Here is a 22,158-nt window from a genome sequence, read left to right as displayed (position 1 = left end):
ACCATGCGGATCTATCCCGTAATCATGTGCGGCGGCGCGGGCACGCGTCTCTGGCCGGTGTCCGTGCAGGCGCACCCCAAACAGTTCCACCGGCTGGTGACCGACAAGACGGTGTTCCAGGACACCGTCCTGCGGCTGAAGGGCGAAGATTTCGCCCCGCCGGTCATCATCTCCAACCAGCGTTATGCAGGTCTTGTCCGGGAGCAACTGGCCGAAATCGGCGTGGAGCCGGGCGCCGTGATCCTTGAACCCATGGCACGCAATACGGCGGCCGTCGCGGCCGTTGCGGCCCGCCACATCGCCGAACAGGATCCGGACGGCCTCGCCCTGCTGCTGCCGTCTGACCATTTCATCGGCCAGCCCGATGTCTTCGTTTCGGCTGTGACCGAGGCGGCCCGGATGGCCAAGTCCGGCCATATCACCACTTTCGGAATCAAGCCCGACCGGCCCGAAACGGGCTTCGGATACATCCAGCGCGGCGAGGCGATTGACGGCGCGCTCTACACGGTGACGGAATTCAAGGAAAAGCCGAGCGCTGAAACCGCGATGAAATATATCGCCGATCCGGCTTTCAGCTGGAATGCCGGTATCTTCCTGTTCCCGGCGTCCGTGATGATCGACGAACTCGAGACTCATGCACCGGACATCCTGGATGCTGCGTCCGCGGCGCTCGAAGCGGCCACGCATCCGGACGGCAACATCCTGCTCGATCCCGAATGCTTCATGGCTGTCCGCTCCACCTCTGTGGACTATGCAGTGATGGAGCAGACCTCCAAGGCCGCGATCTACGCGCCGCTGGACTGCCAATGGAACGATATCGGCACATGGGGAATGATCGGCGCGATCCGCAAGCAGGACAGCGCCAATCCGCCGGTTTCCATCGATGCCGAGGGCTGTACGGTCCTGTCGGATGCCGACCATATGGTGGCGCTTGTCGGCGTGCAGGATCTCTGCGTCGTCGTGGACGGCGGGCGCATCCTGGTGGCCTCGAAGGACCGGACGCAGGATGTCGGCAAAGTGGTGTCCGCGCTGCGCGACTCGGGCCGTGACGACCTGCTCTGAACAGGCTGCCCCAGCGTGACAGGCTCCCAAAACTGAATCGTGTGATAAATTCCGTCTTGCTGTACTGCAGCGGGAGGAAAAAACATGTCGGATTCCAAAGGGACCGATGCAGGAAAAGCACCTGCAAAAACAACGAAATACGATGCCGTGATCGTCGGCGCAGGCTTTGCCGGCATGTACATGCTGCACAGGCTGCGCGGCATGGGACTGAACGCGCACGTCTTCGAGGCGGGCAGCGACGTCGGGGGGACCTGGTTCTGGAACCGGTATCCCGGCGCGCGCGTGGACATCGAGAGCCAGGAGTACTCCTTCTCCTTCTCGAAAGACCTGGAAGAAGAATGGCAGTGGACCGAGCGTTATGCGCCGCAGGGCGAGCTTCTGGACTATGCCAATCACATCGCAGACCGGTTCGACCTGCGCCGCGATATCAGCTTCAATACGCGTGTTGAGTCCGCACGATACGATGACCAGTCCGGACTATGGCGGATCATGACGGACCAGGGCGAGACCATCGAGGCACGATACTGTGTCATGGCGACGGGCTGTCTCTCGGCTGCGAAAACACCGGACATTCCGGGCGCCGGAAATTTCAAGGGCGAGACGCTGAGCACGGCCACCTGGCCCGATGACACCGATCTCACAGGCAAGCGGGTCGGCATCATCGGCACCGGCTCGTCCGGCATCCAGACGATCACAACCATCGCGCCTCAGGTCGAAGAGCTCTACGTCTTCCAGCGCACACCGAACTACAGCGTACCGGCGCACAACCGCCCGCTGGATCCGTCGGTGCGGGAAGACTGGCTGGCCAACCGGGAAGACTACCGCCAGCAGCAGAGGGAATCCGGCATCGGGATCGTGGCGCTGGAAGCGGGCGAAGACCTGGCCCTGGAGCAATCGGAAGAGGACCGCCAGCGCGAATTCGAGCGCCGCTGGGCGAAGGGCGGCTTCTGCGTCGGCGCGCCTTATGCCGATACGGGCGTCGATCCGGCGGCCAACAAGCTGCTGGCAGATTTCGTTGCCGGCAAGATCCGCGGCATCGTCAAGGATCCGCACACGGCAGACCTGCTGATCCCGAAGACCTACCCCTTCGGCACGAAGCGCCTGGTCGTCGATACGGGCTATTTCGAGGTCTACAATCAGGACAATGTCCACCTGATCGACCTCAACGAGACACCGATCGAGACGATCACCGAAACCGGCCTGCGCACCAGCGAGCGCGACTATGAATTCGATACGCTGATCTACGCCATCGGCTTCGACGCGATGACCGGCGCCCTCGACCGGATCGACATTCGCGGGCGGGACGGCCTGAAACTGAAAGACAAATGGGCGGCTGGCCCGCTCACCTATCTGGGCCTCACCGTGTCCGGCTTCCCGAACATGTTCATGATCACCGGGCCTGGCAGCCCGTCAGTCCTGTCCAACATGATCGTCTCCATCGAACAGCATGTGGACTGGATTGCCGACTGCATCCACGACATGGGCGAACGCCAGCTGACCGTGGTCGAGGCAACCCCGGAGGCCGAGGCCGAATGGGTGGCGCATGTCAACGAGATCGCCGACACCACGCTCTACCCCCAGGCCAATTCCTGGTATCTCGGCGCCAATGTTCCCGGCAAGCCGCGCGTGTTCATGCCCTATGTGGGCGGCGTCGGCGTCTATCGCGAAGTCTGCGATGAGGTGGCAGCGAACGGCTACAAGGGATTCACACTGTCACGCGCGCCGGCGGAAGCCTCCTGAAACCGGCGCCCGGATTGACCTAAGGGGTTTCCCCGGCGTCCCGTCTCGAATCCTGCCCGATCCCGCGATAAGCAGGGATCAGGCATAATGATATTCGGGAGCGAACGATGGCCAAAGGGGATCTTCCTGTTCTTGTCGGCGTGGGGCAAAGCCTCAGCCAGTGGGACGGCACAGCCGGGCCAGCCGGGGCACCTTCCCCGCTGTCGCTGATGGTGGACGCGTCCAAGGCGGCGCTGGACGACACTGGCGCGGCGGGCATCGCGGGCGCGATCGACACGCTCGCCGTGGTTCGCATCTTCGAGGATTCGGTGCGCGGCGCCCCTCACCCGCACGGGCACAATACGAACCTGCCCGGCACGCTGGCGCGTGACATCGGCGCGGCGCCCGCCAATCTGATCTACGAAACCGTCGGCGGTCAGAGCCCGCAGGCCCTCGTCAATGAAATGGCCGCGAAAGTCTTCGAAGGCGAAATCGAGTGCGCGCTGATTTCCGGCTCTGAGGCCAACCGCGCCTCCAAGGGCGCGCGCCGCAATGGCGTGGAGATCAACTGGGCGGACGAGGCGGACGCCGAGTATGAAGATCGCGGCACCGGCCCGATGATGCTGAGCCGCGAAGAGATCAAGCACGGCATCGTCGCCCCGGCCTATTTCTACGCCATGTTCGAAAACGCCATCGCAGGCCGCGAAGGCCGCTCGCGCAGCGAGCATCGCAAAGCCATGGCAGAACTGTTCCAGCCCTTCACGGCCGTCGCCGCCAAGAACCCCTACTCCCAGTTCCCGGTGGAACGTTCCGTCGAATTCCTGTCGACGCCGTCCAAGGCGAACTACGAATATGCCGATCCGTTCCTGAAATGGTTCATTGCGCAAGACGCTGTAAACCAGGGCGCCGCCGCCATCGTGATGAGCTCGTCCAAGGCCGACGAGCTTGGCATTGCAGAAGGCAAGCGCGTCTACCTGCACGGCGCGGGCGAAGGCTCGGATGACTTCATCTCCGTCCGCCCCCGGCTCGATGGCTCATTCGCCATGGAAGCCGCGATCTCCCGCGCGCTGGACCAGTCCGGCAAGACGGCCGCCGACATGGCGCATTTCGATCTCTATTCCTGTTTCCCCTGCGCGGTGTTCTCGTCGACCCAGGCATTGGGCGTCGACTGGAAAACCGACAAGCGCCCGCTGACGCTGACCGGCGGCCTGCCCTTCTTCGGTGGCCCGGGCAACAATTACTCCCTGCACGGAATTGCGGAGATGGTTGCAAAGCTGCGCGGCGATGCCGGGGCCTTCGGCCTCGTCCTCGCCAATGGCGGCTGGATGACCAAGGAAGCCGTCGGCGTCTACTCGACCGCCCGGCCGGCAGAGTTCACGCCCGTCGCCCGCTATGCCCGCCCGGCCGAAGAAATTGATGTGTGTTCAGAAGACTGCGTCGCCAAGCTCGAAACCTTCACGGTCACGCATGGCAAGGAAGGCCCGAACAAGGGCATCATCTTCGCCCGCCTGCCGGATGGCCGCCGCGCCCTCGCCAATGCCAGCCCGGCGGCCCTCGCCGTGCTGCGCGAGGATGCAAGCCCCGTCGGCCGCAGCGTGAAGATCATGGTGGAAGGCGAAACCGGCACATTCGACTTCGCCTGATCGCATCAGTGACTTCCGCGGCTTGCCCAGAATGACGGTTTCGCCCAAATTCCGGGCATGACAACGCATTTCAAGAAGTTCGGCGTGATTGGCGGCGGGGCCTGGGGCACCGCCATCGCACAAATGCTGACCCGTGAGGGCCAGGATGTGCTGATCTGGTGCCGTGAGCCGGACGTCGCCGAGGCGATCAACACCGCGCACGAGAACACCGCCTTTCTGTCCGGCGTCGCGCTGAAACCGGCCCTGAAAGCGACCAGTGACCTGGCGGACCTTGCCGGCATGGACGCGGTGTTTGCCGTCGCCCCGGCCCAGCACACCCGCGCCACGCTGAAGGCGCTGAAAGGCACGCTGAAGCCCGGCACGCCGGTCGTGCTCTGTTCCAAGGGGATCGAGCTGGCGACCGGCGAGTTCATGACGCAGGTGCTGAAGGACGAGCTGCCGGACGCCGTACCGGCCGTCATGTCCGGCCCGAGCTTCGCCATTGATGTCGCCCGGGGCCTGCCGACGGCCGTCACCTTCGCCATCGAGGACGAGGCCCTCGGCACCGAATTGATCGCCGCCATCTCGACCCCGACCTTCCGGCCTTATCTCGCGCATGACCTGCTGGGCGCCGAAATCGGCGGCGCGGTGAAGAACGTACTGGCCATCGCCTGCGGCATCGCCCTCGGCAAGGGGCTCGGCCGCTCGGCCCATGCCGCCCTGATTGCCCGTGGCAGCGCGGAGATGACCCGGCTGGCCCTGAAGCTCGGCGCAGAGCGGGAAACCCTGGCGGGCCTGTCCGGCCTCGGCGACCTCGTTCTGACCTGCTCCTCGGAAACCAGCCGCAACATGAGTTGCGGCATGGCGCTTGGCAAAGGTGAGTCGCTGCAAAGCATTCTGGACGCGCGCAACGCCGTGACCGAAGGCGTGGCGACAGCCCCTGTCCTGCGGAAACTGGCCGCAGAACACGGCGTGGAAATGCCGATCTGCGATGCGGTCGCCGCCGTGATCGAAGGCGAGATCAGTGTCGATGAGGCCATTGTCCGCCTGCTGATGCGGCCGAACCGGGCCGAAGCCGTCACCGCCTGAGCTTTACGGCCTGACCTTCCGTCACCTCTGGCAGTGCCGGGGCCGGCTGCTACAGTTCTTCCAAACTCAGGAGGAACGCATGGCTTACGAGTGCTTTGAAGTCACCATCGAAGACAAGATCGCCCACATCCGGATGAACCGGCCCGAGGCGCTGAACACAATGAACAAGGCGTTCTGGAACGAACTGCCGGAAATCATCCACGACATCGACAACAATGCCCGCGCCCGGGTGATCGTGATCTCGTCCACCGGCAAGCATTTCTCCGGCGGCATGGACACGACCGTTTTCACCGGCGACCGCGATGCGCCCAAGCATGACCGCTACATCATGGCCGAAGCCCTGCGCTCGAACATCAAGCATATCCAGCACAGCTTCAGCTGCATGGAAGAGGCGCGCATGCCCGTCCTGTTCGCCCTGCATGGCGGCGTGATTGGCGGGGCGGTGGACATGATCTCCGCCGGGGACATCCGCTGGTGCACCAAGGACGCCTTCTTCTCCATCATGGAAACCAATATCGCCATGACCGCCGATGTCGGCACTTTCCCGCGCCTGCAACGCTACATCCCCGAAGGCTGGGCCAAGCAGATGGCCTATACCGGCATGCGCCTGCCTGCCGCCAAGGCGAAAGAGATCGGCCTCGTCAACGACGTGTTCGACACGCACGAAGAGATGATGGACGCCGTGATGGGCGTCGCCCGCGAGATCGCCGCCAACAGCCCGCTGGCCGTCACCGGCTGCAAGGTGCTGATCAATTACGGCCGCGATCACAACACCGCCGACACGCTGGACTATATCGGCGTCTGGAACGCCGCGATGTTCCCGCCGCCGCACATGGCCGAGGCCTTCAAGGCCCGGATGGAAAAGCGCGATCCGGACTATCCGGAACTGTCGGAGCTACGTGACACGGCGATGTAGGCCGGGTCCGCTCATTGGCTTCGCTGTTTGAGCGGATTTGACTGCACCTGCCTTGAGAGTTCGGGCGGCCGGCGTTTCTGAACGACCGGACGCAGGGCAACGCTGGACCGGATCCGCGTCACTTCTGACAAGCCGGCCAGCCGTTCCGTCAGAAACCGCTCGAACTCCTCAAGTCCGTCTACGGCAACGCGCAGAAGATAATCGGCATCTCCGGTCATGAGGTAACAATCCATGACCTCCGGCGACTGCTCCATGACCTCTTCAAATGAAATCAGGGTTTTGCTGTTCTGATCGACCAGGGAAACCCAGATGAAGACGGAAATCGCCCCGCCCAGCAGCGCCTCGGACAAATGCGCCTGATACCCTTTGATCACGCCGGTCTCTTCCAGTTTCCGGATCCGGTTCACCGTGGGCGTTTGCGACAGGCCGATCACCGCCGAAAGCTCGGAAATGCTGATCCGCCCATGCTCTGTCAGCGAGTCCAGAATTCGGATGTCGATTTTGTCCAACGCAGTCATTTTCACCTCAAATCCAGAATATGGTAGGGAAATAGACAAGTTTTTCGCTGAATGCCAATCCTAATTGGCGGGATTTCCTGAAGCACCGATGGTATTATCGGCGGCAGCAGGCAGGGCCATCCCATCCGGTAACCTGTGACAAAAATCATCGCAGGGAGCAGGCAATGCCGCGTGAGCTGGACCATCTGAAAATCCTGGAACAACGTCTGCTCTGGCTGTCCGCCTGGATGGTGCACAATGCCAATCACCTGCGCCCCAAGGGCGAAGGCGATGTGAAAGTGGGCGGGCACCAGGCCTCCTGCGCCTCGATGGTGTCGATCATGACGGCGCTGTATTTCCACACGCTGCGCCCGGAAGATCGCGTGGCCGTGAAGCCGCACGCCTCGCCGGTGTTCCACGCCATGCAATACATGATGGGCAATCAGAGCCTGGAGAAGCTGAAAGGCTTCCGCGGCTATGGCGGCGCACAATCCTATCCGAGCCGCACGAAGGATGTGGATGATGTGGACTTCTCCACCGGGTCGGTCGGCCTTGGCGTGGCGGAGACCGCTTTTGCATCCGTTGTGCAGGACTATCTCGCCGCAAAGGACTGGGCTGCAGACCGCCCGCTCGGCCGGATGATGGCACTGGTGGGCGACGCGGAGCTGGACGAAGGCAATGTCTATGAATGCCTGCAGGAAGGCTGGAAGCACGAGCTGCGCAACACCTGGTGGATTATCGACTATAACCGCCAGAGCCTCGACGGCGTGGTCCATGAAGGCCTGTGGGAAAAGATCGAGTCGATCTTCAAGGCCTTCGGCTGGCGCGTCGTCGTGTTGCGCCATGGCGCCCTGCAGCGGGCCGCGTTCGAGGAACCGGGCGGCGAGGCGCTGAAACGCTGGATCCAGTCCTGTCCGAATGCGGATTACTCAGCGCTGACCTATCAGGGCGGCGCCGCGTGGCGGGGGCGCCTGATGGATGACCTCGGCGACCAGGGCGATGTCACTGCCCTGCTCTCGAAACGCAGCGACGAGCAGCTGAGTGCCCTGATGAACAATCTGGGCGGCCAATGCCTCGAAACGCTGACGGAGGCGTTCGACAGCATCACAGACGACCGGCCAACGGTGTTCCTCGCCTACACGATCAAGGGCTGGGGCACGCCGCTGGCGGGCCACAAGGACAATCATGCCGGCCTGATGAACCCGGCCCAGATGGCGGACTTCCAGCAGCATATGGGCGTGCCGGAAGGTGAGGAATGGGAGACACTGGCGACCGTCGAAGACAAGGACGGGATGAACGCCTTCCTCGGCAAAGTGCCTTTCTTCGAGGCGGGTCCGCGCCGCTTCACCGCGCCGAAAGTAGAAAGCCCCGGCCCGGTCTTCCTGGACGACCGCTCGCTCTCCACGCAGGCCGGCTTTGGAAAGATCCTCGATGCGCTGGCCAAGGGCGACAGCGAGATCGCGGACCGGATCCTGACGGCCTCCCCGGACGTTACCTCGTCCACCAATCTCGGCCCCTGGGTGAACCGCCGTTCCCTCTTTGCCCGGACGGAAAAGGAAGACACGTTCCGCCAGCAGCGCATCCCCTCGACGCAGAAATGGCAGTTCTCCCCAGCCGGTCAGCATATCGAGCTCGGCATTGCGGAGATGAACCTGTTCCTGTTGCTCGGCGCGGCAGGCCTGTCCCATTCCCTGTTCGGCGAACGCCTGATCCCCATCGGCACGGTGTATGATCCGTTCGTCGCCCGCGGCCTCGATGCGCTGAACTATGCCTGTTACCAGGACGCGCGCTTCATGATCGTGGGGACGCCGTCCGGCGTGACGCTCGCCCCTGAAGGCGGCGCCCACCAGTCCATCGGCGCGCAGCTGATCGGGATGAGCCAGGATGGCCTTGTCAGCTTCGAGCCGGCCTATCTCGACGAGCTGTCCATCATCATGGACTGGAGTTTCGACTATTTGCAGCGCAGCGGCGAGAACGACCCGGACGAGCGCACCTGGCTGCGCGACGAGACCGGCGGCTCGGTCTATCTGCGCCTGACCACGCGGCCGCTGGAACAGTTGGGCGTCAAGGCGCGCGACGATGCCGACTTCCGGCGCGGCGTGGTCGATGGCGGCTACTGGCTGCGCGAGCCGGGCCCGAACTGCGAAGTCGTCATCGCCTATCAGGGCTGTGTCGCCCCGGAAGCGATCGAAGCGGCAGGCCGGATCGGCAATGACCGCCGCGACATCGGCGTGCTGGCCATCACCTCGGCTGACCGGCTGAACTCAGGCTGGACCGCGGCCCGCCGGGCCCGCGCCCGCGGCCACCAGGAGGCGACCAGCCAGATCGAACGTCTGATGGCGGATGTTCCGCGTGATGCAACGCTGATCACCGTGACGGACGGTCATCCCGCCACGCTTGCCTGGATCGGCTCTGTCATGGGACACCAGACGGCACCGCTTGGCGTCGAACACTTCGGCCAGACCGGGACGATTGGCGATCTCTACCGCCACTTCATGATCGACGCAGACGCCATCGTCGCCGCCGCAAACTACCTGTCTGCGGGACGGCGCATTGGCCTCAGCATGAGATAGGCAGGATCAGGCCGCCGAGCGGACCAGTTCGAAATGCGACCGCACGGACGGCTTTTCGTCCGGCGTGGTCACGCGGCCGGTTTTCACCAGTTCGATCATGTGGCCCAGCACAGACATGGCCGCCGCAGGATGCAGGCGCTTGTCCACGTCCTTGTACATCTCTTTCACCATGTCGGGGATCGAATGCTCGCCAAGGGAAAGATGATGCAGGATCGCCCGTTCCCGTGCACGGCGGTGCTCGGCATATTCGGTGATGAAATGTTCGACGAAGTCACGTCCTTTCACCGGGTCGCCATGCGTCGGGTAGAGCGCGTCGAACTTCTTCTCACGGATCTTTTCCAGGCTGCGCATATAGTCGCCCATATCGCCATCCGGCGGCGCCACAACCGTGGTTGACCAGCCCATGATATGGTCGCCCGACAGGCAGGTATTTTCTTCGCGCAAGCCGAAACAGAGATGGTTGCAGGTGTGTCCGGGTGTTTCGATCACGTCCAGCGTCCAGCCAGGGCCGGAGATGACATCCCCATCGCCAACTTTGACATCCGGCATGAAACCCAGATCGTCTGCACTGCCAAGCTCGCCCTTGGCCGTCGGGATACCGCAATTCTTTGCATAGGTCTTGCAGCCTGCCCATTCGGCAAGTGGCTGGGCCAATGGCGAATGATCGGAATGGCCATGGCTGACCAGAACGTGGGTGACGGTCTCACCCTCCAGCGCCTTTTTCAGCGCCTCGAAATGTTCCGGCTGCTCAGGCCCCGGATCAAGCACTGCCACTTCGCCATGCCCGATGATGTAAACACCGGTGCCGACATAGGTGAACGGGCCGGGATTGTTCGCGATCACCCGGCGGATCAGGGGCGTCATCTCCTGGACGACCCCGTACTCGAATTCCATTTCCTTGATATAAGGGATAGCCATGTGCAGTCTCTCGAAATTCAGTCTGCAGACTTATCCTTATCGCCGCTTCGGCGCAAACCGTGTACCGAAGGCCTGGGCCATGCGGCGCGTCGCTCTCAGCTTGGAACCAAGCTTCAACGCCACTGGCGGGCCCATGTCGGTCTTGTTCGCATCGACGATATAGAGTCGTCCGCTGTTGCGATCACGTAGACAATCAATGCCGCCCCAGTCCAGTCTCATTTCCTTCGCAAAGCGCTCGATCACGGTGATTTCATCCGCCGTGTAACAATTGCGAGGTTCGTCGAGCAGTACCTGGGCGTTCTCGTTCGCGAAACGACGTTCCAGCGGCCGGCGCTTGCGGAAGACCACGACAGGCGATCCATTCACGAGGCAGCAGCGGAGGTCTTCAACCAGCCCGCCTTCAATCTCGTTATCGACCAGCACCTGGTAACATTTGCCGGGAATCGCCTCATCCAGCGGGCCTTCCAGAACCCGCCCGTCATGGGCCGCGTTCAGTTCGGACTTTTCTACCATCCGGCCGGTATAGGTTGTCGGGTCGACTGCGAGCGAATAGCCCGCCGCCTTTTCAAAGGCGACGCCGACCTTGGACTTCGACACATCATGGCACTCGAAATTGACGAGGCGCGCGCCGTCCTTGACGTCCGGCAGCTTGTTGTTCGTTTCAGTACAATCATCGAACTGCATGACGATGTCGGCCTTGGTGACATCGTCGATCAGCTTCGCGCCAGCGACATGCATCACCGGCCAGATGAAATACCAGGGGCGCGGCTTGTCCGGGTAGAAAGCGATGGTTGGGCGCTTGTGCCCCTCGATCCGGCGCCAGATGCGCCAGGACTGCGCTGCACCGTAGAAAGTGAGCCAGGTGAAAACGTCGTTGATCAGTGAGAACGTCAGCGGAATACGCGCGCCGGTTTTCTTCACCAGCATGGCGCCGTCGTCGTACTTGAAATCGGTCAGCCACAACCGGTCTGTCATGCTGTACTCTCCTGACTGGCGAACCCTGCCTTGCAGACGGGTTCGCGGCCGGTTTCCTGCCTCGCACGCCGCCAGCTCACTGACAACACACTTAATGCGGCGCAATTGTGATCACCGGCCATACGGAAAGGCCCTTAGAGCAGTGATTCGATGCTGGACAGATCGTAGCCCGCACCTGCTGCGGCGTCGACGATTTCCTGCCCTGTCCCCTGGCCGGAATGGGTCAGGGCCCAGGCGGTGATACAGCGTGTCCCCGTGCGGCAATACGCCAGGACGGGCTGGGGCGCCTCGTTGAGGATACCGCCCATGCGCTCAACGATTTCGGGCGTCGGAGCGCCGGAAAAGGGCAACGCCACGAACGTCAGCCCAAGCGCTTCCGCCTTCGCCCGGATCGGCCCCATCCGGGGTTGTTCGATGCCACCTTCGCCGTCCGGCCGGTTGGCGATAATGGTCTTGAAACCGGCTGCGGCGATCTCTTCGACATCGTTTTCTGAAATTTGCGGAGCAACGGCGAATGCGTCTGTTACGCGGCGTATATCAGCCATTTGGGAGGGTCCTGTCTGTTGAGACGGTCTTGATCGATTCGGATACCTAGCTAAGGAAGGATACCCGTTCTGCCAAGGTTTTGGTGGAACACCTTTTCGCTATGGCCCTGCTACAACGACGGAAATTTGCCCTTGTCCACCCTGCAGCGCGCCCTCAGCCGGATCCCATGGGCCTACACAGCCCGCCGCCTGCTGATCGCCATCCCAACCATGCTGGCCATCATCACCATGGCCTTCCTGATGATGCGCGCGGCCCCTGGCGGGCCATTTGACGGGGAACGCAAGCTGCCGGCGGCCACGGAACAGGCCATCGCGGCCAAGTTCGGTTTCGACAAGCCGCTTCACGAGCAGTATTTCAACTATGTCGGCGGCGTGCTCCACGGCGATTTCGGCCCCTCCTACAAGACGCTCGGCAAGAGTGTGAACGACCTGATCGCCGACGGCCTGCCGATTTCCCTCACCATCGGATCCCTGGCGATGATCCTCGGCATAACGATGGGAACGTTGCTCGGTGTTTTTGCCGGACTCAGGCAGAACTCCTCGGCCGACTACGGCGTCATGGGCCTCGCCATGTTCGGCATATCCATCCCGACCTTTGTGACCGGGCCGATCCTGATTCTGATTTTCGCCCTTGGCGCCGGCATTTTTGCCGTTGGCGGCCTCGGCACCTACCCCAATATCGGCATGAACTGGCACAACATGACCCTGCCGGTCATCACGCTGGCCTTGCCGCAGATCGCCATCATCTCGCGTCTCATGCGCGCCTCGATCATCGAGACGATGCGCTCCAACCATATCCGCACCGCCCGCTCGAAAGGCCTGTCGGAGCGTCAGGTGATCGCCCGGCACGCCCTGCCCGCGGCCCTGCTGCCGCTGATCTCCTATGCCGGCCCGGCCATGGCACGGGTCATGACCGGCTCGGTCGTGATCGAGAAGGTTTTCGGCCTGCCGGGGCTCGGATCCTATTTCGTCAATGGCGCGCTGAACCGTGACTACACGCTCGTGATGGGCGCGATCATCGTTTACGCCGGCCTGATCGTGATCCTGAACCTTGTCGCCGACATCCTTTACGCGGTGCTCGATCCGAAAGTGAAGTACGACTGATGAGCCAGGCTGACCCGCTTCTCGATCCCACCGGCCGCGTGGAACCCGTCAACCAGGCGATCGCCGGCGGCCGTTCCCTCTGGGACGATGCCCGCGCCCGCCTGTTCCACAACAAGGCCGCTGTCGCCTCGATGTGGGTGCTGGGGGTGATGATCATCATCGCCGTTATCGGGCCGATGGTCTGGGTCCACGATTACCGCACGATTTCCGGCGCCCGGGCCATCGCGCCCACATTGGACAACTGGCACATCCTCGGCACAGACCTTCAGGGCCGCGACCTGCTGGCCCGCCTGATGATCGGCCTGCGCATCTCGCTGATGGTCGGCGTGGTTGCGACCGCGGTCAGCCTCGTCATCGGCGTGACCTGGGGCGCGACGGCCGGCTATCTCGGCGGGCGGGTCGACAATCTGATGATGCGCATCGTGGATGTGCTCTATGCCCTGCCCTTCATCTTCTTCGTTATCCTGCTGCTGACCGTGTTCGAACGGAACATCTTCCTGATCTTCGCAGCCATCGGCGCGATCGAGTGGCTGACCATGGCGCGGATCGTTCGCGGCCAGACGCTTGCCATCAAGGGCAAGGAGTTCATCGAGGCCGCCCGCGCCGCCGGCGTGAGCCGCCGCGCCATCATCCTGCGTCACATCCTGCCGAACGTGATCGGCCCGGTGGCGGTCTATGTGACCCTGACCATTCCGGTCGTGATCCTCGCAGAGAGCTTCCTGTCCTTCCTCGGCCTCGGCGTGAACGAACCGCTGACATCGCTCGGCGTGCTGATCTCGGATGGCGCATCCCGCATGGAAGAAAAGCCGTGGATGCTGCTCGCCCCGGCCGGAACGATGGCCGTCACCCTGCTCTGCCTGAACTTCATCGGCGACGGCCTGCGCGACGCGCTGGATCCGAAAGACCGCTAGGCGGCTTGCCTGTTCACAACAGGCTGGGCACACTCCCGGAATCGGGAGGACAATCCATGCACCGGACAACAGCCCTCGGCGCTGTGATGCTCAGCCTTGCGCTGGCCAGTGCACCGATTGCGTTTGCCTCCCCGCCAGTGGAGACCGCCATGCCCGCAGCCCAATCCCGCACATTCGAATCGTTCGACGGCGCCACGATTTCCTATCTCGACCTCGGCGAAGGGCCGGTCGTCCTGCTTCTTCACGGCTTTACCGCGAATGCGGACCTGAACTGGGTCCGGCCGGGCATTGCGCAGAAGATCGCGGATGCCGGCTATCGCGTCGTCGCGCCGGACCTGCGCGGCCATGGCGCTTCGCCGGTGCCGAACGATCCTGCCAACTGGCCGCGCGACGCCATTGCCCGCGACCAGATTGCCTTGATGAAACACCTGAAGGCCGAGCCATTTGCCGTTGTCGGCTATTCCATGGGCGCCATCAGTGCGCTGCGCTACCAGCTGCTCTCGCGCGCCAGCGGGCGGCTGGTGCTGGGCGGCGTCGGCGACACGGTGGCCGACGAAAGCGATGCCAGCCGCAATGACGGATTCCGCGCGGCCATCGAAGCCGCGATGCGCGGAGAGGAAGCGCCTGCAGCAAATGCCATCCTTGCGCGGGCAAAAGCCAGCGGCGGCACGCTGGAAGGCTATCTCGGCGCCCTGTCTGCCCGGCTTTATACCGGACGCGACCTGCTGGAGACGTTCGACCTGCCCGTCCTGGTCATCACCGGCGATCAGGATACGGATAATGGGTCCGGTGACGCGCTGGCCGGGCTCATCCCCGGCGCCCGGTATCAGCAGATTTCCGGCACCCACGTCTCCGCCGTGGGCGATCCGGCCCTGCCCGAAGCGATCATTGCTTTCCTGAACGAAGGGCGCTGAGGCCCCGCCCGCCTAAAGCCGGGCTTCGAAGTCTTCGAGGAACAGTTTCACACGCTTGGCATTGGCGCCGAGATCCGACAGGCCGACACGGCTGACCGAGCGGACATCCACGCGGGAGCCGCCCTCGCCTTCCGGCTGCACCCGGATCAGCACATCATCCTTGAACTCGAACCAGAAGCTCGTGTCCGTCGCTTCGATGCGGCCCTCTTCGGGCTCGGCCGTCACGATGGTCCAGCCCCGGTCGTTCACCGTTTCCAGTGCGGCCTGGTAGGCCATGTCGAACGGCACCGCCGGCAGAATGGCCGTCTCGATGTGCGGATAAGGCGCGGAAACTTCCTTTTTCTGGCGGTCCGGGTCGAATTCGGCCTGTTCCTGCACTTCGGAGACGAGCTTGCCTTCCATGCCCGGCCAGTTGCCTTTGGCGCCATCGGCGATCACCGGGGCGGCTTCGATCTCGTTGTACGCGCCGGTCGAGGCGCGGGCAGAGACAAGCGCCGGGGTCGGCATGATCGGATTGGCCCAGTCGGTCTGGATATCGTGAAGCGGCGGCAGGCGTTTCGCGTTCTCGCCGGTCGCGTAGATCCGTCCCATGGACAGGCCAGACACGAGCAGCGCCCCCAGCGCCAGCATGAATGGCCGCTTGCGCGGGGCCATCACCAGCGAAACGATGATGGCAAGCGCCGAGACAGCAAGCGCTGCCATGACGATTTTCGGGCCCCAGCCCATGGCCAGCGTGCCGAAACCGGTGCGCCAGTCCCAAAGGCCCAGCTTCGTCCCGCCCGCAGCGATGAAGAACCACACCGCGCCGAAAACCGCGAAAGCCAGTGCAAATGCCGAAAACCGGCCGCGCCAGCCGCCATTCTGGTCCGAATTGGTCATGAGGTGCCCTCTCCCTGTTGTCCTGCCGAGGCATACAGCCCCTATACGATCTTGTCGCCCCTGATGGATCAATCCTGCGTGATCCGAACGGGCGTCCCGCCAGCACAGCCGCCCGGACACGCGGGGCGCGCTCCGGCAAATCTCCTGATTGTGGGGCAGGTTCAGCTCGTGTCGGCGGCTGGCCAGGTCTTCAGGGCGTCGATCAGCTGCACGGTCAGCCCGCCGGAAACGACGCCGAGGGCGGCGGGCATGCGGTGCCTGCGGGGGATGGGCGGCACGTGGGGCCGGGCCTCGCCGGCTGCCTGCCAGCGCTGGATCGTGCGGGCGAGGCATTTCGCCCGGCGCTTGTGATGTTTCAGCGTGTCGAGCATGGTCTGCCACCGCGCGATCAGCGGCGCAGCGGGGACAGGCCCGCGGCCCGGAACCGTTACCGGCCCCTTCATAAAGGGCGGGCATGGCCGCGATGGCGCGGGCACCATGGTGAAGATGTAGCGGTAGTCCGCCTCTTCCTGCTTCGGCTCATAATAGTTGCTGCCGATGCGTGGCATCATCGGCGCCAGCTCCATCTGCAGCGCCGCCAGAAAGATCAGACGGCGGAGCAGAACGGCGAGCCGCTTCAGCTCCGCCCGCACGCGCCGGTTCACCGAGACCGCAATCGTCTCAGGCGTCTTGAACAGGTCCACATTCACACCCGCCTCGGCGATGGCGCGGGTGATCGTGTAAAAGGCCTGAGAGAAGAAATCGGTGCGCTCTGTCATGGCGGGAAGATTGCCATGGGAGGTTATCCGGTTGGATAGAGGTGCCAGTCTTCCGTGTGCTGTGTAACAAGTCCGGGCATGCGGGTGGTGGGTATCGCTCCGTTCACTCCACCCTGCCTTGCTGTGCCAATGAAACCTCAAGCTTGGGCAAGCAGCTCCTTCATTCGATTTACTTTCAGATGATATTTTTCCCCTGCATGGATCAGCGCAATAAGCGCTGTCTTGCGGTATACTACTGCCATCTCGTCTTCAGATACCCCAAGCAAGCGATGAACATCGATCTCGATTGCTAGCGGAAGCTCCCCGTCCTTCGGATCGATCTCCTGATAATGAGGCTCCGCCTCGTCTACCAGGCCATAACGTATCGATAGCCCAACCCACTTGAAAGGTGCGCCTTCCAGAAAGCCGGATTGAATCATTTCCTGCTCCAGCTCATCCCGACTACGATTAGCAGCCGTAGCATTTGGCCTGGGCGGTATCCGAGCTTCGGTGAGTGCTATGCCTGATAAAGCAAGTTTTCGATTATGGGCCATTTTTGTATCTTATCGGTCTAGTGGTTTGCTTGGCGGACGCTTATGATAAATGCACTCATAAGTCTGGATAAAGCGTGTTTCATAGGCTCTTGCATCGGCTTTTCCAGCAAGCGTAAGGTGGGTTGAGGTGAAGCCGGAACCCACCGGGTGTACCACCATCCTAAAACATGATTGTGGTGCACGCACCATGCGCCCCGCATGACCTGCCATGATCATACCGGACTATGGCGGATCATGAGCGGCTTGCGGCAGGGTGGAAGCTGAACGCCCGGCCCCCGCCCCGTAAATCCCCTCAATTGCCGGGAGGGCGTTTCTCTGAGACACTGCGGTCAATAAAAAACAGGAGGCTACATTATGCGTAAACTGAGTATCATTCTCATTCCGCTCGCCCTGGCCGGGTGTGAGGCGATGGAAATCCGCGAGTCCCAGAAGGCTCCGCTGGCGCAGCAGATCGACGAAGGCCGCGGCGTTGCCTCCGCCGTCTGCGCAAATTGCCATGGCCTCGACCAGCAGGATGCGCTGCGTGCCGATACGCCTGCGCTGCGCCATGTGCTCAACAATTATGATGCCGACACGCTGCACGATAATTTTGAGGAAGGCCTGAAAATTGGCCACCCGGACATGCCGCAATTCCATTTCGGACCGCTGGGCGCAGATGTGCTGCTGACCTATCTGAAGAGCATTCAGGAACCCATGCCGGCGGAAAGCTGACCGGGGCGGCCTGGCCTCAGCGGCGGCCGGGCCATATCCGTAACATTCACGAATTGCGTTCGGCGCCGCATCGCGCGATCATGGGCCATTATCTGGTAAAGGAGAGCGCCATGCGCCGCCTGATCTATGCCCTCGTTCCGCTGTCCCTGCCCCTGATGGGCTGCGTGCAGACCTCGCCCTATGAACCGGAAATTGCCGAGTTGCAGGCACAAGAGGCACAGGAACTGGGCCTGACCGGCCTGCCCGTGGCCGAGGAAATCGAGCTTGGCCGCCAGGTCGCCGCCTCCCAATGTGCCGACTGCCACGGCATCGACAAGGAAGACGCCCGGCGGACAGATGCCCCGCCGCTGCGCTATATCCTGGCCGATTATGACGGCGACGCACTGGCCGAAGATTTCCGCGACGGGCTGAAAGTCGGCCACCCGGAGATGCCGCAATTCCAGTTCGGGCCGAAAAGCACCGACCTGTTGCTGAGCTACCTGATGAGCATTCAGGAGCCGGACCCGTCAATCCACGTCACCGACGAGGGCTGAGGCCTGATTTCACGGACGCTTACTTGGTCTGGCCGCCGTCCACCGGCAGGATGGCCCCGGTGATGAAGCTCGCCAGCGGGCTGAGCAGGTAAGCGGCAGCCGAGCCGATTTCCTCCGGCTTGCCGAAACGCTGCAGCGGCACTTCGCGGCGGATCCAGCGGTTCCACGAATCGCCGCGCGGACCGGTGGAGCGTTCTTCCCAGTCGCCGCCCGGGAAGATGATATTACCCGGCGCAATCGCATTCACCCGCACGCCGGACGGACCCGCCACGCGGGCCAGTTCCTTGGCGAGATGGTTCATCGCTGCTTTCGACGTGCCATAGGTGACCGGCGTGCCGAGCGCGCCGAGGCCCGCAATGGAGGAGATCATCAGGATCGAGCCCTCGCCGCGCGGTTCCATCCGGCGCAGGCTGGACCGGGCGAGACGGAAGGCACTGTCGAGGTTCTGCTGCAGGCCGGCCGTCCAGGTCTCGTCGTCGACCTCATACCCGGGCGGGCACGGGTGCAGCCCGACATTGGCGACCGCGCCCCAGAGCGGATCGAACTCATGCTCGATCGCCTCGACCATGTCGTCGATGGTGCGGGAGTCGCGCAGATCCCCTGCCCGGGCCCAGACCTTGTGTTCGCCATACTGAGCCGCAAGGCGGGCGCGCTGGGCTTCCAGCGCCTCCTCCCCGCGTGCCGCCATGGCGACCTTTGCACCTTCGGCCAGCAAGGCCTCGACAATCCCAAGGCCGATGCCGCGGCTACCGCCGGCGACAAAGACCACTTTATCCGTCAGGCCAAGATCCATGATGCTTACGCCGTCGGCAGCTTGTAGTCCTTGAACGTGTCGCGCAGGGCCAGCTTGTTGATCTTGCCCGTTGCACCCAGCGGAATGTTGTCGACAAAGGTAATGTCGTCCGGCGTCCACCATTTGGCGATCTTGCCTTCCAGCGCCGCGAAGATTTCCTCCTTGCTCGGAGTTTCGCCTTCGACCGGCTGGATAATCAGCAGCGGGCGCTCATCCCATTTCGGGTGGTAGACACCGATGGCCGCGGCATTGGCGACCTTCGGATGGCCAACGGCGATGTTCTCGATGTCGATGGAAGAGATCCACTCGCCGCCGGACTTGATGACGTCCTTGGCGCGGTCGGTGATCTGCATCGTGCCGTATTGGTCCATGTTCGCCACGTCACCGGTGTCGAACCAGTTGTCTTCGTCCACCACCTTGCCGCCGGCGCCCTTGAAGTAGGCCGCCGCGATGCCTGGTCCGCGGACCAGAAGGCGGCCGGACGTCTCGCCGTCCCAGGCCACATCATTGTGTTCGTCATCGACAATCTTCAGCTCGACGCCGAAGGGCGGACGGCCCTGCTTCAGCTTCTGCGCCATGCGGGTGTCGATGTCGGCATCCAGCATGTGCGGCGGCAGCGTGCCCAGCGTGCCGAGCGGCGAGGTTTCCGTCATGCCCCAGGCGTGGACGACGTCGACTTCATAGTCTTCCTCGAAGGCCCGCAGGATCTTCTCCGGCACGGCCGAGCCGCCGATGATCACCTTGTTCAGGTGCGGCAGCTTCAGGTCGTTTTCCTGCAGATAGGTCAGCAGCATCAGCCAGACGGTCGGGACGGCGGCGGTGATGGTCACCTTCTCCGTATCGAGCAGTTCATAGATCGAGGCGCCGTCCATTTGCGCGCCGGGCATGACCATGTTGGCGCCGGTGGCCGGGCAGCTGAAGGTCAGGCCCCAGGCATTGGCGTGGAACATCGGCACAACCGGCAGCACAACATCGTTCGCGCCCATGCCGATGGCATCGCGCTGCATCGTGATCATCGTGTGCAGCACGTTGGAGCGGTGCGAGTAGAGCACGCCTTTCGGGTCGCCGGTCGTGCCGGAGGTGTAGCAGAGGCCGCAGGCGGTATCTTCCGGGAAGTCACCCCAGCGCACATTCTGCGAGCGGCCGTCGATCCAGATGTCGAACGGCACGGCGCCCAGCGTGTTCTCCGGCATCGTGTCGGCGCCGGCATAGATGACGAAGGACTTCACCGTCGGGATGTTGTCCTTGATGGCTTCGACGATAGGCAGGAAGGTCTTGTCGAAGATCAGAACCTTGTCTTCGGCATGGTTGATGATCCAGGCGATCTGCTCCGGGTGGAGGCGCGGGTTCACCGTGTGCAGCACGGCGCCAATGCCCATGGCCCCATACCAGGAGGCCATGTGGCGTTCGGAGTTCCAGCCGAGCGTCGCGACGCGGTCACCAAGGCCGATGCCTTCATCCTGCAGCGCGGTCGACACCTGTTTCGACATGTCGAACAGGTCGCCATAGGTGGTGCGCTCGATATTGCCTTCCACGCGGCGCGTGACGATCTCGCGGGTCGGGTTGATCCGTTTGGCGTGCTCCAGAATCTTGTTCGTCGTGAGCTGCCAGTCCTGCATCAGGCCTTTCATGCCATATCCTCCGTTGGACGCTTGCCGCGTCGTCATTGTCCTCTAACCGAAGTGTGTGTATTCGCGCGGGTGACGCGAGGCAAGGAAATGAGGGCCGCACCATGAAAAGATATGCATTTTCCGTGTTGTCACTGGCCCTGATCACGGGCTGCGGGGCGGCGCCAACGTCCGGGATGGAGACCAGCAGCGACGCCGCAAATATTTCCCGGGCCGCCCTCCCATTGCCGGAATATTTTGACTGCCTGCGCGAGAACAAGGGCATGGTTATTGCCGCCCATCGCGGCGGGCCGGACACCGGCTTCCCCGAAAACGCGATCGAGACCTTCCAGCACGGTTTCGACAAGGGCATCCGCGTCTTCGAGATCGACATTGCCGAAACCCGCGACGGCGTACTGACCCTGATGCATGACGACCGGCTGAACCGCACGACGACCGGCCGCGGCTATGTCTCCGACACCGACTGGGAAACGATGAGCGGGCTGGAACTGGAGGACAATGACGGGCGGCGGACCGGCTTCCACCCGCCGAAACTGACCGACGCCCTCCTCTGGGCAAAGCGGACCGGCGCCGTGCTGGAGCTCGACAAGAAGCCGACCACCAGTTTCCGCAACATTGCCGCTGCCGTGAAGGCCGCGGACGCGGCGGAGAATGTGATCTTCATTTCCTACAATGACGATCAGGCCGCCGAGATCGCCGCCATCGACCCGGATCTGATGATGACGGCCTCCGCCTATGGGGACCGCGATGTCGCCAAGCTTGAAGCACGAGGCGTCGACCGCACCCGCCTGATCGGCTGGACCGGTGTGGACGAACCGAAACCCTATGCCTGGCAGCGGCTGATGAAGGTCGGCGTCGAACCGGCCTTCGGCACGCTGGGCCGCAAGGGCAAGCGGCTGGACGATGTCTATCTGGCCGATGGCGATGCCAGCGAATACGACGCACTGGCCGCCGACGGCCTCGTCCTGCTGGCAACCGATGAACCCTATCGGGTGGCGGACCTGATCCGCGCCGACGATGTCGGCCGGGAGGCCTGCGGGCGTTAGGCCTTCGCCGCCACTGCGCGCTGCCACACAATGAAGAGCACCGGGACGACGAGTTCGATCCCCATGCCAACCATCAGGTCCTGCGAGGGCGCGCCCATCGTCATGTAGGACACGACGCGGCCAAGGCCGCCGATGAAGATCGCTGCGCTGATCAGGAACAATGTGCGGCCATGCTTTTCAATGGCCGGAATGATCGACCAGAGCAGGAACGCCACGACGAGGTACATGCCGGAAAAGTACCGGTACTGATTGTCGAGATCGACGGCGACGCCTTCGGGCGACAGCCGCCCTGCCCCGCCGAGAAAGCCGAGAAGCGCGAACGCCACCGGGATGAGCGAGAAGACGCCGAGAAAAACCTGCAGGCCGCGTTTCATGGATAACCCCCTGAATGATGCACTGCGCAGCCAGTTATTGCCACGCGAACTGCCAATT

At 63.0% G+C, this 22,158-nt stretch carries 22 protein-coding genes; 12 read left to right on the top strand and 10 right to left on the bottom strand.

Annotated elements, in window-relative coordinates; genetic code table 11:
* The first annotated feature begins 3 nt into the window (after nt 1-3).
* The 5 genes from HAD_RS08390 (at nt 4) to HAD_RS08370 (ending at nt 6,408) form a co-directional block, all read left to right on the top strand.
* The gene (locus tag HAD_RS08390; RefSeq protein WP_051596040.1) at nt 4-1,062 is read left to right on the top strand and encodes a mannose-1-phosphate guanylyltransferase; all 1,059 of its coding nucleotides are present in this window, start codon (nt 4-6) and stop codon (nt 1,060-1,062) included.
* Nucleotides 1,063-1,146: 84 nt separating this feature from the next.
* Nucleotides 1,147-2,802 carry a flavin-containing monooxygenase gene (locus HAD_RS08385; RefSeq protein ID WP_035570476.1) on the top strand — a complete coding sequence of 552 codons (1,656 nt, stop codon included), beginning with the start codon at nt 1,147-1,149 and terminating at the stop codon, nt 2,800-2,802.
* Nucleotides 2,803-2,909: 107 nt separating this feature from the next.
* Complete coding sequence (locus HAD_RS08380) at nt 2,910-4,424, top strand: acetyl-CoA acetyltransferase (RefSeq protein WP_035570475.1); 1,515 nt, start codon at nt 2,910-2,912, stop codon at nt 4,422-4,424.
* A 57-nt stretch (nt 4,425-4,481) separates the two neighbouring features.
* On the top strand, nt 4,482-5,492 hold the full coding sequence (locus HAD_RS08375; RefSeq protein WP_035570474.1) for an NAD(P)H-dependent glycerol-3-phosphate dehydrogenase: 1,011 nt from the start codon (nt 4,482-4,484) through the stop codon (nt 5,490-5,492).
* Nucleotides 5,493-5,571: 79 nt separating this feature from the next.
* Nucleotides 5,572-6,408, top strand: coding sequence for an enoyl-CoA hydratase-related protein (locus HAD_RS08370; protein ID WP_035570473.1), 837 nt, complete (start codon nt 5,572-5,574; stop codon nt 6,406-6,408).
* Between the two features lie 11 nt (nt 6,409-6,419).
* On the opposite strand, the gene HAD_RS08365 is transcribed toward HAD_RS08370, so the two are convergent.
* Nucleotides 6,420-6,926, bottom strand: a complete 507-nt coding sequence (locus HAD_RS08365; protein WP_051596039.1) for an Lrp/AsnC family transcriptional regulator — start codon at nt 6,924-6,926, stop codon at nt 6,420-6,422.
* Between the two features lie 164 nt (nt 6,927-7,090).
* Here HAD_RS08365 and HAD_RS08360 point away from each other — a divergent pair, with 164 nt between their 5' ends.
* Nucleotides 7,091-9,478 (top strand): hypothetical protein, encoded by a 2,388-nt coding sequence (locus HAD_RS08360; protein ID WP_035570472.1) that lies wholly within the window; start codon nt 7,091-7,093, stop codon nt 9,476-9,478.
* 6 nt (nt 9,479-9,484) lie between these two features.
* On the opposite strand, the gene HAD_RS08355 is transcribed toward HAD_RS08360, so the two are convergent.
* The 3 genes from HAD_RS08355 to HAD_RS08345 all read right to left on the bottom strand — a co-directional run bounded on the left by HAD_RS08355 (nt 9,485) and on the right by HAD_RS08345 (nt 11,916).
* Nucleotides 9,485-10,396 (bottom strand): MBL fold metallo-hydrolase, encoded by a 912-nt coding sequence (locus tag HAD_RS08355; RefSeq protein WP_035570471.1) that lies wholly within the window; start codon nt 10,394-10,396, stop codon nt 9,485-9,487.
* Nucleotides 10,397-10,432: 36 nt separating this feature from the next.
* Nucleotides 10,433-11,371, bottom strand: a complete 939-nt coding sequence (locus tag HAD_RS08350) for an ATP-grasp domain-containing protein (protein WP_035570470.1) — start codon at nt 11,369-11,371, stop codon at nt 10,433-10,435.
* 134 nt (nt 11,372-11,505) lie between these two features.
* Nucleotides 11,506-11,916, bottom strand: a complete 411-nt coding sequence (locus HAD_RS08345; RefSeq protein ID WP_035570469.1) for a protein tyrosine phosphatase family protein — start codon at nt 11,914-11,916, stop codon at nt 11,506-11,508.
* 132 nt (nt 11,917-12,048) lie between these two features.
* On the opposite strand from HAD_RS08345, the gene HAD_RS08340 reads away from it, so the two are divergent.
* From HAD_RS08340 to HAD_RS08330, 3 genes are read left to right on the top strand one after another with little or no spacing between them, the layout of a single operon-like run.
* Nucleotides 12,049-13,020: an ABC transporter permease gene (locus tag HAD_RS08340; protein ID WP_241765327.1), complete on the top strand. Its 972-nt coding sequence runs from the start codon at nt 12,049-12,051 to the stop codon at nt 13,018-13,020.
* Nucleotides 13,020-13,931: an ABC transporter permease subunit gene (locus HAD_RS08335; protein WP_035570468.1), complete on the top strand. Its 912-nt coding sequence runs from the start codon at nt 13,020-13,022 to the stop codon at nt 13,929-13,931. The genes HAD_RS08340 and HAD_RS08335 overlap by 1 nt, the downstream gene beginning before the upstream one ends.
* A gap of 56 nt (nt 13,932-13,987) precedes the next feature.
* Nucleotides 13,988-14,845 (top strand): alpha/beta fold hydrolase, encoded by an 858-nt coding sequence (locus tag HAD_RS08330; RefSeq protein WP_051596038.1) that lies wholly within the window; start codon nt 13,988-13,990, stop codon nt 14,843-14,845.
* Between the two features lie 12 nt (nt 14,846-14,857).
* On the opposite strand, the gene HAD_RS08325 is transcribed toward HAD_RS08330, so the two are convergent.
* The 3 genes from HAD_RS08325 to HAD_RS08315 form a co-directional block, all read right to left on the bottom strand.
* The gene (locus tag HAD_RS08325) at nt 14,858-15,724 is read right to left on the bottom strand and encodes a DUF1499 domain-containing protein (RefSeq protein ID WP_051596037.1); all 867 of its coding nucleotides are present in this window, start codon (nt 15,722-15,724) and stop codon (nt 14,858-14,860) included.
* Nucleotides 15,725-15,885: 161 nt separating this feature from the next.
* Nucleotides 15,886-16,482, bottom strand: coding sequence for a hypothetical protein (locus HAD_RS18670; RefSeq protein ID WP_035570467.1), 597 nt, complete (start codon nt 16,480-16,482; stop codon nt 15,886-15,888).
* Nucleotides 16,483-16,619: 137 nt separating this feature from the next.
* The gene (locus HAD_RS08315) at nt 16,620-17,015 is read right to left on the bottom strand and encodes an Imm39 family immunity protein (RefSeq protein WP_084331832.1); all 396 of its coding nucleotides are present in this window, start codon (nt 17,013-17,015) and stop codon (nt 16,620-16,622) included.
* A 354-nt stretch (nt 17,016-17,369) separates the two neighbouring features.
* Between HAD_RS08315 and HAD_RS17915 the strand changes: the two genes are divergently transcribed.
* Together HAD_RS17915 and HAD_RS17910 are read left to right on the top strand one after the other, a co-directional pair.
* Nucleotides 17,370-17,726, top strand: coding sequence for a c-type cytochrome (locus HAD_RS17915; protein WP_051596036.1), 357 nt, complete (start codon nt 17,370-17,372; stop codon nt 17,724-17,726).
* A gap of 110 nt (nt 17,727-17,836) precedes the next feature.
* Entirely contained in the window at nt 17,837-18,259 is a 423-nt protein-coding gene (locus HAD_RS17910) for a c-type cytochrome (RefSeq protein ID WP_051596035.1), read from the top strand.
* A 19-nt stretch (nt 18,260-18,278) separates the two neighbouring features.
* On the opposite strand, the gene HAD_RS08300 is transcribed toward HAD_RS17910, so the two are convergent.
* Nucleotides 18,279-19,052, bottom strand: coding sequence for an SDR family NAD(P)-dependent oxidoreductase (locus tag HAD_RS08300; RefSeq protein WP_035570465.1), 774 nt, complete (start codon nt 19,050-19,052; stop codon nt 18,279-18,281).
* 5 nt (nt 19,053-19,057) lie between these two features.
* Nucleotides 19,058-20,683 carry a long-chain-fatty-acid--CoA ligase gene (locus HAD_RS08295; protein WP_035570463.1) on the bottom strand — a complete coding sequence of 542 codons (1,626 nt, stop codon included), beginning with the start codon at nt 20,681-20,683 and terminating at the stop codon, nt 19,058-19,060.
* A 101-nt stretch (nt 20,684-20,784) separates the two neighbouring features.
* Between HAD_RS08295 and HAD_RS08290 the strand changes: the two genes are divergently transcribed.
* Nucleotides 20,785-21,726: a glycerophosphodiester phosphodiesterase family protein gene (locus tag HAD_RS08290; protein ID WP_241765326.1), complete on the top strand. Its 942-nt coding sequence runs from the start codon at nt 20,785-20,787 to the stop codon at nt 21,724-21,726.
* Here HAD_RS08290 and HAD_RS08285 read toward each other — a convergent pair.
* A complete protein-coding gene (locus HAD_RS08285) occupies nt 21,723-22,100 on the bottom strand; it encodes a DUF4345 domain-containing protein (RefSeq protein ID WP_035570461.1) in 378 nt (125 codons plus the stop codon). The genes HAD_RS08290 and HAD_RS08285 overlap by 4 nt on opposite strands.
* Nucleotides 22,101-22,158 lie beyond the last annotated feature (58 nt).

The organism is Hyphomonas adhaerens MHS-3 (assembly GCF_000685235.1).
In the GTDB taxonomy this organism is placed as follows: domain Bacteria; phylum Pseudomonadota; class Alphaproteobacteria; order Caulobacterales; family Hyphomonadaceae; genus Hyphomonas; species Hyphomonas adhaerens.
This window is presented reverse-complemented; position numbering and strand designations above follow the sequence as displayed.

Coding starts and splice junctions, on each gene's coding strand:
- HAD_RS08385 (WP_035570476.1), top strand. CDS start 1,147: ATGTCGGATTCCAAAGGGACCGATGCAGGAAAAGCACCTGCAAAAACA.
- HAD_RS08330 (WP_051596038.1), top strand. CDS start 13,988: ATGCACCGGACAACAGCCCTCGGCGCTGTGATGCTCAGCCTTGCGCTG.
- HAD_RS08335 (WP_035570468.1), top strand. CDS start 13,020: ATGAGCCAGGCTGACCCGCTTCTCGATCCCACCGGCCGCGTGGAACCC.
- HAD_RS08390 (WP_051596040.1), top strand. CDS start 4: ATGCGGATCTATCCCGTAATCATGTGCGGCGGCGCGGGCACGCGTCTC.
- HAD_RS18670 (WP_035570467.1), bottom strand. CDS start 16,482: ATGACAGAGCGCACCGATTTCTTCTCTCAGGCCTTTTACACGATCACC.
- HAD_RS08315 (WP_084331832.1), bottom strand. CDS start 17,015: ATGGCCCATAATCGAAAACTTGCTTTATCAGGCATAGCACTCACCGAA.
- HAD_RS17910 (WP_051596035.1), top strand. CDS start 17,837: ATGCGCCGCCTGATCTATGCCCTCGTTCCGCTGTCCCTGCCCCTGATG.
- HAD_RS08360 (WP_035570472.1), top strand. CDS start 7,091: ATGCCGCGTGAGCTGGACCATCTGAAAATCCTGGAACAACGTCTGCTC.
- HAD_RS08300 (WP_035570465.1), bottom strand. CDS start 19,052: ATGGATCTTGGCCTGACGGATAAAGTGGTCTTTGTCGCCGGCGGTAGC.
- HAD_RS08370 (WP_035570473.1), top strand. CDS start 5,572: ATGGCTTACGAGTGCTTTGAAGTCACCATCGAAGACAAGATCGCCCAC.
- HAD_RS08355 (WP_035570471.1), bottom strand. CDS start 10,396: ATGGCTATCCCTTATATCAAGGAAATGGAATTCGAGTACGGGGTCGTC.
- HAD_RS08325 (WP_051596037.1), bottom strand. CDS start 15,724: ATGACCAATTCGGACCAGAATGGCGGCTGGCGCGGCCGGTTTTCGGCA.
- HAD_RS08380 (WP_035570475.1), top strand. CDS start 2,910: ATGGCCAAAGGGGATCTTCCTGTTCTTGTCGGCGTGGGGCAAAGCCTC.
- HAD_RS17915 (WP_051596036.1), top strand. CDS start 17,370: ATGCGTAAACTGAGTATCATTCTCATTCCGCTCGCCCTGGCCGGGTGT.
- HAD_RS08285 (WP_035570461.1), bottom strand. CDS start 22,100: ATGAAACGCGGCCTGCAGGTTTTTCTCGGCGTCTTCTCGCTCATCCCG.
- HAD_RS08365 (WP_051596039.1), bottom strand. CDS start 6,926: ATGACTGCGTTGGACAAAATCGACATCCGAATTCTGGACTCGCTGACA.
- HAD_RS08290 (WP_241765326.1), top strand. CDS start 20,785: ATGAAAAGATATGCATTTTCCGTGTTGTCACTGGCCCTGATCACGGGC.
- HAD_RS08345 (WP_035570469.1), bottom strand. CDS start 11,916: ATGGCTGATATACGCCGCGTAACAGACGCATTCGCCGTTGCTCCGCAA.
- HAD_RS08350 (WP_035570470.1), bottom strand. CDS start 11,371: ATGACAGACCGGTTGTGGCTGACCGATTTCAAGTACGACGACGGCGCC.
- HAD_RS08375 (WP_035570474.1), top strand. CDS start 4,482: ATGACAACGCATTTCAAGAAGTTCGGCGTGATTGGCGGCGGGGCCTGG.
- HAD_RS08295 (WP_035570463.1), bottom strand. CDS start 20,683: ATGAAAGGCCTGATGCAGGACTGGCAGCTCACGACGAACAAGATTCTG.